Annotated in this window: 13 protein-coding genes; 4 read left to right on the plus strand and 9 right to left on the minus strand. The window is 49.9% G+C overall.

Features of this window, described 5'->3' with window-relative positions; genetic code table 11:
- Nucleotides 1-182: 182 nt before the first annotated feature.
- The 6 genes from H8730_RS12445 to cls form a co-directional block, all read right to left on the minus strand.
- A complete protein-coding gene (locus tag H8730_RS12445; RefSeq protein ID WP_177720236.1) occupies nucleotides 183-557 on the minus strand; it encodes a hypothetical protein in 375 nt (124 codons plus the stop codon).
- Between the two features lie 65 nt (nucleotides 558-622).
- Nucleotides 623-1,546, minus strand: a complete 924-nt coding sequence (locus H8730_RS12450) for a hypothetical protein (protein ID WP_177720235.1) — start codon at nucleotides 1,544-1,546, stop codon at nucleotides 623-625.
- Nucleotides 1,547-1,552: 6 nt separating this feature from the next.
- Nucleotides 1,553-2,602: a HAMP domain-containing sensor histidine kinase gene (locus H8730_RS12455; protein ID WP_177720234.1), complete on the minus strand. Its 1,050-nt coding sequence runs from the start codon at nucleotides 2,600-2,602 to the stop codon at nucleotides 1,553-1,555.
- Nucleotides 2,599-3,270: a response regulator transcription factor gene (locus tag H8730_RS12460; protein ID WP_177720233.1), complete on the minus strand. Its 672-nt coding sequence runs from the start codon at nucleotides 3,268-3,270 to the stop codon at nucleotides 2,599-2,601. Before H8730_RS12460 ends, H8730_RS12455 begins: the two co-directional genes overlap by 4 nt.
- A gap of 300 nt (nucleotides 3,271-3,570) precedes the next feature.
- Entirely contained in the window at nucleotides 3,571-3,939 is a 369-nt protein-coding gene (locus H8730_RS12465; protein ID WP_177720232.1) for a dihydropteridine reductase, read from the minus strand.
- A 119-nt stretch (nucleotides 3,940-4,058) separates the two neighbouring features.
- Nucleotides 4,059-5,624, minus strand: coding sequence for a cardiolipin synthase (gene cls, locus H8730_RS12470; protein ID WP_177720231.1), 1,566 nt, complete (start codon nucleotides 5,622-5,624; stop codon nucleotides 4,059-4,061).
- Nucleotides 5,625-5,923: 299 nt separating this feature from the next.
- On the opposite strand from cls, the gene H8730_RS12475 reads away from it, so the two are divergent.
- Nucleotides 5,924-7,174, plus strand: a complete 1,251-nt coding sequence (locus tag H8730_RS12475; RefSeq protein WP_177720230.1) for a DNA polymerase Y family protein — start codon at nucleotides 5,924-5,926, stop codon at nucleotides 7,172-7,174.
- A 19-nt stretch (nucleotides 7,175-7,193) separates the two neighbouring features.
- Nucleotides 7,194-7,484 carry a hypothetical protein gene (locus H8730_RS12480; protein WP_346726580.1) on the plus strand — a complete coding sequence of 97 codons (291 nt, stop codon included), beginning with the start codon at nucleotides 7,194-7,196 and terminating at the stop codon, nucleotides 7,482-7,484.
- On the opposite strand, the gene H8730_RS12485 is transcribed toward H8730_RS12480, so the two are convergent.
- Both H8730_RS12485 and H8730_RS12490 read right to left on the minus strand, forming a co-directional pair.
- Nucleotides 7,431-8,228 (minus strand): MBL fold metallo-hydrolase, encoded by a 798-nt coding sequence (locus H8730_RS12485; protein WP_177718835.1) that lies wholly within the window; start codon nucleotides 8,226-8,228, stop codon nucleotides 7,431-7,433. The two genes, H8730_RS12480 and H8730_RS12485, sit on opposite strands and share 54 nt — an antisense overlap.
- A gap of 8 nt (nucleotides 8,229-8,236) precedes the next feature.
- Nucleotides 8,237-11,362: a glycosyl hydrolase family 2 protein gene (locus H8730_RS12490; protein ID WP_249289879.1), complete on the minus strand. Its 3,126-nt coding sequence runs from the start codon at nucleotides 11,360-11,362 to the stop codon at nucleotides 8,237-8,239.
- 357 nt (nucleotides 11,363-11,719) lie between these two features.
- Between H8730_RS12490 and H8730_RS12495 the strand changes: the two genes are divergently transcribed.
- A complete protein-coding gene (locus H8730_RS12495) occupies nucleotides 11,720-12,277 on the plus strand; it encodes a sigma-70 family RNA polymerase sigma factor (RefSeq protein WP_177718831.1) in 558 nt (185 codons plus the stop codon).
- The gene (locus H8730_RS12500; protein ID WP_177718830.1) at nucleotides 12,274-13,008 is read left to right on the plus strand and encodes a hypothetical protein; all 735 of its coding nucleotides are present in this window, start codon (nucleotides 12,274-12,276) and stop codon (nucleotides 13,006-13,008) included. The genes H8730_RS12495 and H8730_RS12500 overlap by 4 nt, the downstream gene beginning before the upstream one ends.
- Before the next feature lie 118 nt (nucleotides 13,009-13,126).
- On the opposite strand, the gene galA is transcribed toward H8730_RS12500, so the two are convergent.
- Nucleotides 13,127-15,928, minus strand: a complete 2,802-nt coding sequence (galA, locus tag H8730_RS12505) for a beta-galactosidase GalA (protein ID WP_177718828.1) — start codon at nucleotides 15,926-15,928, stop codon at nucleotides 13,127-13,129.
- Nucleotides 15,929-15,935: the final 7 nt, after the last annotated feature.

The raw sequence follows: 15,935 nt of genomic DNA on the forward strand, positions 1-15,935 counted from the left end.
CTTCTTTCAGATTCCACCTCGCGATGGACACCCTTGCTGTTCGGCTATGTGCTTCGTCGTTGCCTACGCGCACTCGGGACTTTCACCCGTTAGAGAACGCCCATGCTGGGCAAACAAAAACTGTCCTTTAGAGTCGCACTCTAAAGGACAGTCGCTATGCGGGATGCGGTGTAGCCCTTACCTCATTTCATCAATTCATCCGTCAGGCGAATGATTTCGGGAGCAATCTTTTCACGTTCCTTTTTGAGAATTTTCTGATAGATCGGATATGCCATCGCCACAACCACTATGCCGGCTAGCCCGATCACAATGCCGGGAATAAACCATATTCCCTGCCAAACCATAGCGCAGCACATTCCGATACCCATTATCAAGGCGCCGGCTATGCCGACTATTATAGATACGGCAGTCGCTTTTTCAGTAACGCCGGCATCCAGACGGCGAAGCTGTTCCATCTTATTCTCTTCAGCCATATACTTTTTACGGATTCGATTGATCTCTTCCTGTTCTTTGGCGGAATACGTGTAACTGAATTTTTCTTTATCCTGATTTTCCATTGTGCCACTCTCCTTTTATGTTCTGAAATATAGGATACTGCCTGCCTGTTTCTATGGTGATAACGTTATGTTTGAGAATTCGTAACTCTCAGCTTTTTTAATTCTTTGTTTGTGCGCGCAATGGTATAAACAGACATTGTCACCACAATCACACATACTCCTGCGCCGGTTGCCCCAACCATGATTTGATTGAAATGAGGCGTTTTGTTTTCGGCGCCGAACTGAGAAAGCATAGCGGTTGTAAGCGAAAGCATCGAAACCAGTGCCGCCGCTAAGCTGATTGTTTTTGCCGTAGACATTACTGGACTGTTATATCTTCGGTACTTAAAGATATTGAGGGTCGAATTCACCGTCACATAGAACGTATACATTGCCATCACATACAGTACGATACCGCTATACTCAAATCCCTTGTTTTGGACGATTACCAAAACCACAACGCCGGAAAGGACAAAATTGACCGTCATAAGGATTATGCCGCAAAGTTTTGAACGGCGGAGTTCTTGTACCCGGTCATTTCCTATCCCGATTTTGTTAGCAAATCGAAGCAGCAAAAAGCGCATCACCGCTAAAATTATGTAATACGCTGCCAGGGTCATGGACCAAACTGAACGGTACCAAATACCGGAAAACAAGTTGGCCGCAACATACAGAAGATTGATACCCAGCGAGACACAGAGGGAAAAATGAGTTCTGTACGCTGCGTCGGTCATATACTTGTTGCCGAACTTAGTATGGTAAATCATCTGTTTAATTTTTCGGTAACATCCCGGAAATACGAGAGCACAGGCTGCACAGATTACCGTAAGCGAGTAAAATGCCAGCACATATACCGCGTATACCAAGCCGGAAACCCAAACTATTGGTGACGTATCCAACCCTTCCATAAAAACAACAGCCAAGGCGGCGGCGCTTATAACAGCTACTATGACAATCAGCCACACCGGTGGGAAAAGCAGTTTTTTGCCGGCCTTCTTCCAATCTGCCATATCAATCTAGCACCTCCGTATTTTTACCGTAAAGGTGCTGCCTTGTCCATAGACGCTTTCGACACCGATCTCCCCCTGCATAATACCCACAACCCGTTTGACAAGGGCAAGACCCAGACCGTTGCCCTGTGTTGCATGGGATGTATCGCCCTGATAGAATTTATCAAAAATATGAGCGCCGACCTCCGGTTTCATACCGCAGCCTGTGTCGGAAACCTTTACGATCGCATATTTTTCGTCAGTAGAAAGATATACCCCCACAGTACCGCCCTCCCCTGTAAACTTGAAGGCATTGGACAGCAGGTTGTTCCAGACAAGGGTGAGCAGCTCCGCGTCTGCGCGTATCCTCACCCCGTCGGGTATGTCGGTTTCAATATCGATATTCTTTTTCTCCCATGTATTTTCAAACTGCAAGAGACATTCGACAACCTGTTCACTCAGGTCATATTCCGCAACGGTAGGGAATATCTGTTGGTTTTCCAGCTTATTCAGTTTCAAAATATTTGTAATCAAGTGCGCCAGCCTGCGGCAGGCATCGCTGACGGACTTTGCATATTCCATGCGTTTTTCCTCGGGAAGTCCCGGTTGCTGGAGCATAGTACCGTAGTTCTGCATAACGGCAAGGGGCGTCTTGAGCTCATGCGATACATTGGAAATGAAGTCAGCGCGCAGGGTTTCCACGCCGGAAAGCTCCGCTGCAAGATCGTTGATACTCTCTGCAATATCACCGAACTTGCTGTATTTTCCCGCAATGAATGATTCGGAAACTCTCGCACTGTAGTCACCGTTTGTCAATCGGTCGAGTACCTCTTGTATCTCTTTTACAGGGCGATCTACCGTGAACCTACGGCGAATGATGTCTCCGACCGTAAAGAGCAGAGTGATGAACAGCACATTACAGAATGTCACAATTGCAGTAAAGTGAAGCCGTGCCTCGTCTATTTCACCGAAATTCCAGAAGAATAAAAGAAAGGAAACCGTGATGACAAAAGCGCAGAGCAAAAAATAAGCCAAAAACGTAATGATATATGAACCGAGACATTTTAGCAATTTCATTTCACTACCGCCTTATATCCCAATCCGTGGACCGTAACGATTTCAAAGCTGTCACAGCCGCTGAGTTTACTGCGCAGCTTAGTCATATACACGTCAACGGCGCGGGGAGCTGTCTCTGTATCGGCATTCCAAAATTCCTCCATCAACTGTTGGCGGGTAAAGGTCTTCTTGGGATACGATAAGAGCTTATATAGAATGTTAAATTCCCGCATCGTAAGCTGAATCTCTTCGTCTCCCAAGTATGCAGTGTGCTCGTCGGCATCCATTGTAAATTTGCCAACTTCAAGTCTGCGGCTGGAGGCTATTTTGGAGCGCCGGAGCAAAGCGCCGATGCGCAAAAACAGCTCGTCGAGATCGATAGGCTTTACCATATAATCGTCTATCCCGATGCGAAATCCGCGCTGCTTGGACGCGAAATCATCCCTCGCTGTCATAAACAGGATCGGAATATCCTCATTCAGAGAGCGAACTGTCTCCGCAAACGCAAACCCATCTGTATCCGGCATCATAATGTCGGATACAATTAAATCAAATGTTTTATCATACATGGCGTCATAAGCGTCGGTTGCATTCAGGCAGCCCGTCGCCTCGTAGCCGCTGTTATTCAAAAATGTACAGACAGTACGGCTCAAATCCGAATCATCTTCTACTACCAATATCTGAAACATCGTATCATCACCTCCTGCATTTAATTATATCTCATAAATGTTAAAGTTTTGTTTCCGTTTGATTCTTTTTCAAATTATTTTCAACTGACTAGCCGATAAAGCCACTAGCGCCCCTCTTCTAAGTGCTGTATGTACCGTATCCGCGGTAAATGACAAAAGCGAGACAAGGGCTTCATTGTCTCGCTTGCCGTTCAGGGACTATTTACTTTGCGCTTTCCTTCATTTCCCTGAATGCATCTTTTAAAAAGTTTGCCATTCTTCTGTTCTCCTCCATCACAATTTAATTTTATTAGAATGCTGTCAGCGACTGCCCATGATTTTATCGCTGAGCTCCATAATCTGATCCGCATATTTCTTCTTGCGGCCGTTCAGAATGCCTTTGTAGATGGGATAGTTGATGATTGCCATAAATAAGCCTACAAGACCGATACTAATGCCGGGGGCCATTGTGCTGTTCATGCCGAGGGTGGAGCCGATGTCGGTCATAACAAGACTCATGCCGCTGCCCATAATGATAGCGCCGACGCTGCCGAATATGTAGGAAAACACATTTGCCGGACGTTTTACCTTGGCGTCAAGCTCTCTGAGAGCGTCAAGCTGGGTGTGTTCCTTTTCAGTATACTGCGTGCGGATCTTCTGTACTAAATATTCCTGATCGTTTCTGTTCATAACTGCTCCCTCTTTCTGCTTTGTTTTTGATGCGTCATACTACTTATGGGCCTATTATAATCATGGGTTGTTTTTGAAAGTTTTGAGTTTTATTTATGTTTTGTTAATATAAAACTTTTTTACAGCATCGGGGCAAAAATCCGGACCACCGCACGGATGAATCTCTGAATCAAATTGGTTTTACACACATCCGGCGTTACCCTGATACTCTTTTCAAAGGTCGCCTCCATGTCATGTTTCAGGTCCCCGATGGATTCACACCGATACATCCACACACCGTTCTCAAAGTGGTGAACCAGACTTCTGTAGTCGAGATTGATTGTTCCAATCATTGCATATTCATCATCGGCAAGATACGATTTTGCGTGGATGAAGCCGGGTTTGTACTCATAGATATGTACACCAGCATCCATCAGCCGTTTGTAGAAGCTCCGCGTCATGCCGAATACGAGCTTTTTGTCGGGAATATGCGGAACAATAATTCTGACCTCCACTCCGCGAAGGGCGGCATTTTCAATGCTTAAACACAAATCGTTGTCGATGATGAGGTAAGGCGTTGTCATATATACATAGCGTGTGGCGCCGTTCAGCATGTTCTGAATGACGCTTTTTCCCACTCTGCGCTTATAAAGCGGATGCGGGCCGTCGCCGAAAGGAATGATGTATCCTTCTTCCCTGATGTCTTTTTGCTCCGGAAACATCTCCGCTTTCATGTCGGGCATCCTCTTTACATTGATGCCGAAGTCAATCAGGAACAGTTTTGTCATCTCCCATACCGCTTCACCTTCAAGCCTTATGCCGGTATCCTTCCAATGACCGTGCTTTTCAAATTCATTGATATATTCATCTGCGAGATTGATGCCGCCGGTATACCCAACCTTGCCGTCGATCACAGAAATTTTACGGTGGCTGCGGTTGTTAAATTCGCTGTCGGCATTTCCTTTCAGTCTTGAAAACGGAGTCGCGTCAATTCCATAGGATTTGAGAGTTTTACAGTAATCCCCGGGCAATGTCACCATACAGCCGACATCGTCATAGACGATCTTCACATCGACACCGGCGGCAGCTTTCTCTTTGAGAATATCCAATATCGAGTTCCAGAACTTTCCTTCTTCGATAATGAAATATTCCATGTAAATGAACCGTTCCGCCTTATGAAGATCGGAGAGGATCTGTAGGTGCATATCTTCGCCCAACGGAAAATAGGTCTGCCTGGTATCGGCAAACAGATGCGCTTCCGCAATGTAACACAGCATTTTGGCCTGAGACGCGGCCACCGGATTTTCCCTGCGCAGTTTCTCAATAAGTTCACCGTCATTCTTGTGATATGCGTTGTCTTTCAAGGCTTTCAGCCGTCTGACATACTTGCGCTTGAGCTTGCGGGAATAGAAAATGAAATACAGCATAAATCCAGCAACCGGCAGAATCATCACGAACAAAAGCCACGGAACCTTATAGTCGGGGTTGTCGTCCGAGGCGATTATGTTTATAACGCAGGCGGTCTCCGTGATCCAACACAGGACATAAAAATACGGCACATAATAGCAGAGAGCGACAAGAATTCCTATAATCGCCGCCACTTCAAATACAGTAATAAGTATGGCGAGAATATACCGAAACGGAATGACGTTATATTCCCGTTCCACTTCTTTTTTATTGACATAATACCGTAAGATTCGTTTCATATTGCCACCCCTGAAATGCATCGTGTAACCTCTCACACCGCCGTGGATGCCGTTCGGTACGCGGCGGTTCAATCCTGACAAGTGTGTGCTGCTGACCACGCGTATTGATGCTCATATTACGATATACTTGTTTTTAAAAGGTTGGCAAGATGTTTGCGAAATGTTAAATTTAAAAAATCCCACCAATTTTATCGATGGGATTCCATTTATCTTTAGTTTTTCCTTATTTTACCGCTAGTTTTTTTTGCGCTGCTGCGCTATACTATATGCGAACACAAGTTCTTATTGGTGGTGATCCTTTGCAGCGCGTTATTCTTCACTCAGATTTAAATAATTTCTACGCTTCTGTGGAATGCCTGTATCAGCCGTCTCTTCGAGGACGGCCGGTGGCTGTGGTGGGAGATCCACAGCTGCGCCACGGGATTGTCCTTGCAAAAAATTATATCGCCAAAGCCTTTGGCGTTCAGACAGGGCAGCCTCTGTGGATGGCAAGGCAAGCGTGCCCTGACATCCAGTTTGTCACAGCCAATTATGACCGCTATCTCCGCTACTCCCATCTAGTCCGGCAAATCTACGGGCGCTTTACCGATCAAATCGAAAGTTTTGGACTTGATGAATGCTGGTTGGATGTAACCGCCAGCACCTCCCTTTTCGGGGACGGCCAAACCATCGCGGGTAAGATCCGTTCTCTTATTCGCAGTGAGCTGGGCGTAACTGCCTCCATCGGCGTCTCCTTCAACAAAATCTTTGCAAAGCTGGCATCGGATTTAAAGAAGCCGGACGCCACCATCTATATTCCACGGGAGCAGATGTCCGCCCGCATTTGGCCTCTGCCGGTGGAAACACTGCTCTTTGTCGGCCCCGCGACGCAAAATAAGCTTCGCCGGCATGGCATCTTGACGATCGGACAGCTGGCCAACGCGACTCCCGCCCTGCTTCAATCCCTTCTAGGCCGCGTTGGCTTGCGGCTACAGCGTTGGGCCAGGGGCGATGACGCATCCCCCGTCGCCCACGAGGAGGCAAAGGCGTGGATCAAATCCATCGGCAACAGCACCACGACGCCCCGCGATCTCGTTTCTGACGACGATGTAAAACTTACACTCTATATTTTGTGTGAGAGTGTCGCCGCCCGCCTGCGCCGCCATGAATTTTGCTGCCGCACCGTCCAGCTCTGGATCCGGGATGCCGCCTTGATCTCAATTGAGCGGCAAAAAAAGCTGGCTCAGCCCGGACAGACTTCCCAGGAGTTGTTTGAAACAGCCTTTTCCCTCTACCTGGAACACGGCCCTAATACCCCCATCCGCAGTTTAGGGGTGCGCGCCTGTGATCTGGAAAGCACAGGTCCCAGACAGCTCTCTCTTTTGCCGGATCAGATTTATCTTGAAAAACAGTCGCTGCTGGAGCAGTCCATCGACAACCTGCGCCATCGCTTTGGTCATTCCTGCATTCAGCGCGGCATCATGTTAACAGATTCTGGGTTGTCTGCCCTGAATCCGGAGTCCGATCATGTGATCCACCCTGAAAGTTTTTACCGGCACCGAGCCGGCTAAAAGAGGAAAGGAGTCTGCCATGCACGAAAAAGTATTTGTCCAAGTCTTGGTTCTCTTTGACGAGGCCGGTACGATGACGCCAAAATCCATTCGATGGGAGGATGGCCGCGTATTTTCCATCGACCGGATTCTGGATATACGGCCGGGCGCCAGCTTAAAAGCTGGCGGCCGGGGAATCCGGTATACCTGCCGGATTTTGGGGAAACAAACCTATCTATTTTTTGAAGATCCCGCCTGGTTTGTGGAGCGGCGGGTGCTAGCCGATCCGGAACCGCATTCCATCCCTTGCAACCACAAAGGGCGGTTGTAACCTTTGTTCTAGCTCTTCCTGGCAGGGATGCAGCGTTTTGGCCAGGTGATTGAGAATAATGGGCGCTCCTTGCTTTAGAACCGGCGGTCCATAGGGGGTTTTTGCCATCAACGTGTTGGCCATCGCTCTCACCATGGGCAGGCTGTTATGCTCGAAAATCCGATAATCTCCCTCATGCCCGTCTCCTATGGTACAGTCCACAATCCAGGCATCGATTGTTGTTTTCCGCAGAACCTGCCAGGTCTTGTTTAACATCCAGGCGCCATCGAGAGCGTACAAGACTGCGTGCCCTCCCCTTCGAACTAAATAGGAGAGCGCAATCTCCGTCTCCCGCTCCGTCCTATGGTTGGCTGCCAGGGGAAGCAATCGATAGTCCCCGCAGCTGACCTCCTCGTAGGCGCTGAGCCGTGAAACTTGCCAGCAGCTCTCTTCCGGCGCAAACAGCGTCTGGATCCACGAACCCTCCCCGTAGATCCGCAGAGGGCTGCCATGAACCTTTTGACGCGCCTCGGCAATAGCCTGGACCGCTTCCACATCACAGTGGTCGTCATGGCTGTGGGTAAAGAAAAGATCCGTCACTTGCGCCCATTCAATCCCCAGCTCTTGCATTTTTCGGAGAGAATGCTCCGTACAGTCCAGCAAAATATGGCTGTCAAGCAGCGCACTCGTATACCCTCTGTATTCCCCATTCTCCCGCGGTTTCTGCCAGTCGGCCGCCCCTGTTCCTAACAGAATCCATTCCATACTCATCCTCACTCCTTATTTTCCAAAAGCCGGATTTCTGGCTTTTTAAGAATTCCACAGCGTTTTAGTTGATACTCATATGCCCAGCTAGCGCCCTCCGTCTTCCAGGCCCCACTGCCAAACCACCGCAACTGCTCATTGCAGTTGTGAACACAGCCAAAGGTGTTAATCTGATTTCCAAACACCTCAATCGCCACCTCATGCTGTCCCGCCGCAACATCAGGGATCTCCGCCGTGTAAGGCGCAAACGCCACCGCCGCCTTCTCATCTCCATCTAGATAGACCTTCCAGAGAGGGCAGCGAAATTTTGTTGCCTGAACCTGTAGCGTCCCCGCTTTTTCCAATTTGATGGGAATGTGATACGTTATATTTTGTCCGTAAAATGGCAACCCCTGCTCGGTCCAGCTGCCAAATTCCAGTTGCTGGACTGGCTCTACCAGGCTCGCCTGGCTCCCGATAACCTGCACCCCAAATTCTCCGATCACGTAACACGCTTCCAGGTATGTTTTTTCTGAATAGGGCAGCTCCAGTTCCAGATGATGGGTTCCCTCTTCTAAATCCGGCAATGCTATGGTTTCGATCTCCTCGTCGGTGAAATACCCCTGTACTTTCTTCTCGATCTCGCAATCATCCAGAAAAATTCGTGTCTCTTCTTGATTTTCTAGCGCTAGGGTCAGATTTCTAGCGGGATACTGGCATTCGATGGTATATCGAAGGCGGACCATATGGCGGGCTTTCCCCGTCTCCTGGATCGTCCACGGCTGTACATGGGAACGCTGAATGTGCAGTGCCTCTCTTACCTTTTTATCGATGCGCAAAATCTCTTCCCTAGGTTTCCATGGGCCTCTATCGATCTTAAATTCTGCCATGTCCAGCAACAACACGTTGGGTGCTGATTTCGTAATCGGCAGGATGTCTGGAAATTCTACGATTTCCCCCTCTCCCGGCCGATCCGCCTCCCTGGTGAGGGTTGTGGCTCTTGTCCCAGGTTCTAGCAGGAAGAGAAGGCTGTCATGCTCATAGAACTCACAGGTAATCTGGGTTTTTCCGTTCTGATACCGCGCTGGTACCGGCGTGATGCTGCCGGACATGGTATGATAGAGGGTAGGCTTCCACTCACCTGCCAGCTGTATTTCAATACTCTCCCGATAGGGGATGTCCGGGTTGAGCATGGGAAGGCCATGGGCTATAAAAAGCCATCGATCTTCGCCATCCTGCCGCATCTGATACAACAGCCGCTCCGTGCGTGCTCCTGCTCCTCTTCCGCCCCACTCACTGTATACTCCGTTAACGGAGATAATATCCAAGTCTCGGAATGGCTCTAAGGCATCTAATACCCGCTTTTTTGAAAACGGAACGGTTTCGCTCTTCGCAGCCAGTGCGGCCGCTCTGTTTGACGGCTGCGCATCCGTATATGGCGCCGGCTCGCCCACAAATATAACACGGCCTCCACCTCGGGCAAAGGCTTCCAGACTCTCCAATGTCGAAGACCTGAGTGTGACACAGCCCGGCACAACGACTGCCTCGTATTGCATCTGCCCCACTTGCAGCACATCCGTTTCCTTCACGGAACACTGGGAGGGCAGTAGGGATTCGCAGATGTAATCAAAATCAATGAGACCAAAAAGCATCCATTGCAGGAGGTTTTGGAAATTTTCCTGCAATTCTTCCCGGATGGCGCCGGTCTTTTCATTCGATCCATAGTAAAGCCAAACACTTTCGACTGGATGGATGACTCCGACTCGAACGCGCGCTTTCCCTCTAGTCAGCGCTGTGTTTACTCTTGCAAAATGGTCCTCCACCAAGGAATACTGCTGATACCAGGGCGATTGATAGCCGATGGAAGCTGGATAATCCCGTTTTGCCTCCCCCTTCATGCTGACCCATGTCAGATGGGGAACGCGGGTTGTAACTCCCAATGCGGCCTGCCAATCCCCTTGCAATTTATGTCCTCGAAAATCGAAATCCCAGTTGGTCACACCATACAGCTCACTTAGCACCCCTTCGCGCCCATATTGATGGGATGCGCTCTGGGCCTGTTTGGCGGTGGCAAACTCCCGCCTGTCCATTAAGATGTCAATTCCGGGCAGCTGAAAGCTCCGATAGGAGCGCATCGCGTCCCCCAGCACCGAGGTCTGCGACATCAGCGTGTCCTCCGCCATCATATGACCTGTCAGCATAATCCCATGCGCTTCACACCACTGTCCGATTGTATCGGCAAAACTTTCTGCAAAGCGTTCTGCGACGAAATTATGAAATCGGTACCGCGTGACGGACACGCCTTCTGGCAATTCCCAAAACAGCTCCGGCAGCTTATCCAGTAAACTTTCCTCGTACGCTTCCTGATATGCCTCCTCCAAGTCGTCGGTAAATGGAATCTGGAGCTCCTGCGGTTCGTCGCAGCGTCTCAATGTCTGCTTTGAGGCAAATTGGGGTTCATCGGTAAATATAGCCGGTATCGTTCGGCCAAACTCGCTGCCCAGAATGCGATAATACTCTTGATGAGTTTTTTCGATAAATTTTTCAATGGCCCGCTTATTCAGTGTATCCACATAGGATTCCCCATTGAAGCTGTCGCCTCTGGGCGCGATGGTCAAATAGGCATACCATCGCCTGGCGGATGTGGGAATGATCTCTCCCGGTGCAATTCGCTCATAGGCCTGGAGGATTCCCTCTTGCACCGTGATGGCGTATTCCGCCATGTGATACAGGACGCCATATGTCAGCGAATCCCCTTTGACAAACTCTTCGCTGGGATGTTCGAATGCAGTAAAGATCAGCCGCCGCTGGCAATACTCAGAATTCTTTGTAACCATGCCGCCGGCGCTGCCAGAGGGCCATCTATCTTCGTCATACAGCCAGCATAGCAGCCCCTCTTGCTTCGCTTTTTGACAGCATGCCGCCACGATGGATTGATATTCCTTTCCCATATACGGCGTATCCAAGCCCGCGCGGCAGTGGATATGAAATCCTCCCATCCCCATTTCTTTAAAATACTCAATCTGACGCAGCAGCTGGTCTCGGTCCAACTTGTTATTCCATGCCCAGAATGGAGCGCCTCTGTATTCGCTGGTTGGATTTTGAAATTGCTCCTCTGTCAGTTTCTCCTTCATATGGTTCTTATATAATGCCATTGTCCTTTCCCCCACAATTACACCATTGTAAATTTCTTGCAGTATACCATATCCCTCCCGCAGTGGCAATGTAAATAATTTAAGTTTTTTGGAATAAGTAAAGATACCTTTTGCACGCCGGACTCCTCGGGTCGCCTCCCCATCTCGCGGGCACCTCCCTTTCCCAACTTCCCGCCGACGGAGCGTTGCCATCCAATCACAGACACAATGCGCTTCTTGACACCCTCCCACTTATGGTATATAGTAAAATCAATGCCGATGACAGCACGGATACAGAGCGCCCCAGAAATGGCGGCGTATTTTTTTAAGCAACCAATTCTGTCAGAATCCTACTATAGAAGTGAAGGAGATGATGATGTGGACGATGAACAAATATTGGATTTATACTGGAAGCGCTCCGAATCCGCCATCACAGAAACTGCAAAAAAATTTGGCCGCTATTGTTGGACCATCGCATGGAATATCCTGTCCGATGCTGCTGATGCTGAGGAGTGCGAAAATGACGTCTATCTGGCAGCGTGGAACACCATTCCGCCTAAGCGCCCCACCCACCTTGCAATATTTCTTGGGCGCCTGACGCGCAACATTGCGCTAGATAAATATGATTATAAAACTGCGCAAAAGCGGAATCAAAAATTTGAGCAGATCCTCTCCGAGCTAGAAGACTGTCTTGTCTCCCCGCACAGTGTGGAGACCCAATATGAGGCCGGGCAGACAGCGGAAACCATCAACCGCTTCCTGAGAGAACAGCCGTATGAAAGCCGCGCGGTATTTTTGCGACGGTACTGGTATTCCGATTCGATCCGCGATATCGCGAAACAGTTCGGAATCAGTGAAAGCAAGGTTAAATCCATGTTGTTCCGAACACGAAATAGGCTCCGACAATATCTTGAGAAAGAAGGGATTTATCGATGAACGCAATGCAACTATACCAGGAAATTGGGCTTGTGGAAGAAAAGCTGATCGCGCAGGCCAACCCCTTACAATTTCGACGCCGAAATCGCGTCAAATGGATGTCCATCGCCGCGGCCTGCATTCTTCTGATCTTCGGCGCCTCCATCTTCACAAATCCGTCCACTGACATCCAGCTTGCACTTTCCACTGATTCTATAACCGCTCGCTATATTGAAAAAGCGCCCACCATAGGATCGTCCGGTGATTTGCAAGTGCTCACGGAGGAGGAGCTCATCAACAAAAGCAACACGATCATTTTCAAAGGTACCATCCAGTCGATACAGAATATTGAAATTGACTTAAACGGCAGTAAACTCTATCGCGCCATTGCACAGATTTCGGTGGATGCTGTATACCGCGGGAACTGCTCCCCTGGAACAATAGCTTCCGTGGTCATCCCCTGCCCTATCAACAGCGAAGTCTGGGTGGAGGATACAGGTGTCGTGTCCGCCATGCGGCCTGGCATGTCCGGAATCTTTATGCCTATGGTCTATGACACCTCCTCCATCTATTCAGAAAACGGCGCCACACTGTACTGGCAGGACCTGGCCCCCTACGGGTTTTCTGACGGCGAACGGTTTGCATTTCTCAAAACTGACCAGGGGCTTGTATTTGCAAGGGATGCCTATCCCTCCCTCGCCAATGCCACGACGTTGGATGCGGTGGAACAATTCATCTACAGCAAGCAATAAAAACCTCCGGTTCTTCGAATCTAGATTAAAAAGTTCGCTTCGCGAACTTTGGGCGGACTTTTCTATTGGAAAACGGATGGCTCTCTCAAAGAGAGACTCATCCGTTTTCTTTGTACTGTTATTGCGCTATCCCAATGACCGCATGGCCGCTCTCCAAGCCTTGACCAAAGGCTTCCACATGAATGGGCTCCTGCTGTGACCGGACTAAAAGCATACATTTTCCTCCAAAGGTTGAACGGGACCATACTGCCCTCCGCGTACTGCGCCGATACACGCCATCATGGAGTCCACATCGCCCGGTGCTGCTTTTGCAGACAACAGTCAACCTATTCTCACCCTTGACCAGGGACACATCCAGCACACAGGAAGACCAATCCCGATCTCTGTGCTTTGTCGAATGGTCTTTTCCCGCGGCAATCTGGGTTCCATTGAGTCGGATTTCATACTCCCCATAGATCTTCTTAAACACCAGCTGCGCCTTTCCGCCCTCACCCTGAAAAGAAACGGTATATTCCTTACACTCTTCCGGGCTACTCTGCACAGACCAGATGAGGCGCTTTCGATCGTTAAAAGCGGGATGCCCCTCTTCCACCTCTGTGATCTCCATAAGATCTTGTCGTCCCCAAGGCTTCTCCTGGCATGGCGTCTCCACAGAAACGGGGATAACAATGCCTCCCTGTCGCAGGAACCACTCTCCAAGGGGGTGATCCTCCACAAGATCCGGAAACACCTCCGGCTCTGTGCTGACGGGATCCCCATTGCCGACGCCGATGGGGACACCGCCCTGAACACGGAAATAAAGCAAACGGTCCGCGTGGGGCACAGGCGTGCCGTGGGCATCCTCCAGCTGTACCGTCAGTATGGCTACATCGCCGTCAGCGGCAACTTCATTCCGATCAGGTTGAATCCGAATGACAGCAGGTTCCTCCGCCGTCACACAGATGTCCCGCAAGATCTCTTTCCCTCCTTGATACCCGATGGCCATGAGCTCGCCTGGTTCAAAAATAGTGGCAAAGTGGGCACAGCCATCCCGCTCCACCCTCTGTTCACCAATTTTCTTTTGATTCAGCCAAAGCTCCACAGCGTCGCAATTGGTATACACCACCACCCGAACCGGTTCCCCTGGCGTATGATTCCAGTGTGGCATAAGATGCAGCACCGGCTCCGCCGTCCACCAAGATTGATAGTAATAGTAGACATCCTTGGGGAAGCCGCATAAATCCATGATTCCAAAATTCGAACAGCTATCTTGATTGACAAAGGGTGACGGTTCACCGCGGTAATCAAACCCAGTCCACACGAAGGCACCACACAGATAGGGGCGTGCATGGTAGAATTTCCACCAGCCCTCCGCTGTTGACCCCCAGGACATTGTGTTCTCATCGTATGCACTGACATAGCCTGTCTGCGGATCATTTTTGTAGATTCCCCTCGCCATGACAACACTGGCCTCTTCTGAGCCGATGATGGGCTGACCTGGATGTGCGGCATGGTAGGCATCCACGTCTCCCACGAGCCGGATATAGTTGATACCGCGAACGTCCACGACCCCGTTGATCCCCTCAAAATCAGCGCCATTATTTCCTCCGTAGGTGACAGCGCGCGTGTCATCCAGTTGGCGAATCGTTCGGATCATGGTCTTCGCCGCCCGCTCCCCGAATTCATTGGACTGGATCTGATGTTCTTCATTGCCAATGGACCACAAAATAACACAGGGATGATTTCGATCCCGCTTCACAAGCGCTGTCAGCTGCCTGAGTCCTTCCGGAGTCGAGGAAGTCTGCCGGTGCTCATCCATAACCAGCATACCCAGCCGGTCGCAGGCGTCTAAAAGTGCCGGCGATGGCGGATGATGGGATGACCGATAGGCATTGACGCCCATCTCTTTTAATTTTTCGATCTTGTACTGCGTAATCCTGTCCGGCAAAGCCACGCCCACACCCGCAAAATCCTGGTGTACACACACGCCCTGGATCTCGATGTGCCGGCCGTTCAGGAAGCACCCTTTTTCCGCATCAAATACAATGTCACGAAATCCGAAGCTCGTCGTCTCCTCGTCCAGCGGGATTCCCTCCCGATAGATTGTCAGCGTCAGGGTATACAGCTGAGGATTTTCCAGTTCCCATAAAATCGGGTTCGAAATCACGCCTGACAGCTGTACGTCCAACACTTCCCATGGGTTGGGTTGGACCTCCTCCACTCCAAGGCTGAACTTCCTTCCATCCGGCGCTGTTACGGCGGCTTCCACTTCATAGACGCCGGACTGCTCCAATTGATTGCTCACTTTTGTATGGATTGCTATCTCTCCAGAAACAAAGGCCCGAATATACGTCTCCTCCAATGGGATATGAACTGGACCAGCCTCATACAGCCACACATGGCGGTAAATGCCAGCGCCCTCATACCACCAACCTTCGTACTGCGACGCATCCACCCGCACCGCAATGGAATTGCTCTCCCCAAATGCGATCTGGTCTGTGATATCGAGAGAAAATCCTGTGTAGCCGCTGAGATGGCCATCGATATACGCTCCATTCACCCACACCATACAATCCCGATATACACCTTCAAAGGCTAAGATGAACCGGCGGTCCCGTTTATCCTCGCCGACCACAAAATTCTTCCGATACCATCCGATGGGATAGGCCTTAGTCCGCAGCGGCGTGCCGTTTTCATCCGCAAAATTTCCCCTCTGCTCTGAAATCGGACGATGTCCATGGGAGGGATCCGCGTTGCGGTCAAAAGGCAGCTCGACGCCCCAGTCATGGGGCAGTTCAATTTTCTGCCATGAGGAACTGTCAAAATGTCGGGAAGCAAATAAAGACGCCTCCTGATGCTTCAAGAACCCATACTCCACCTCTGGATCTGTCTCCGCCTGCAAATAAAAAGTCCAGTCCTGATCAAAAATATGACGAATCATTTTGCCC

Source organism: Bianquea renquensis (genome assembly GCF_014384895.1).
GTDB lineage: Bacteria > Bacillota > Clostridia > Lachnospirales > Bianqueaceae > Bianquea > Bianquea renquensis.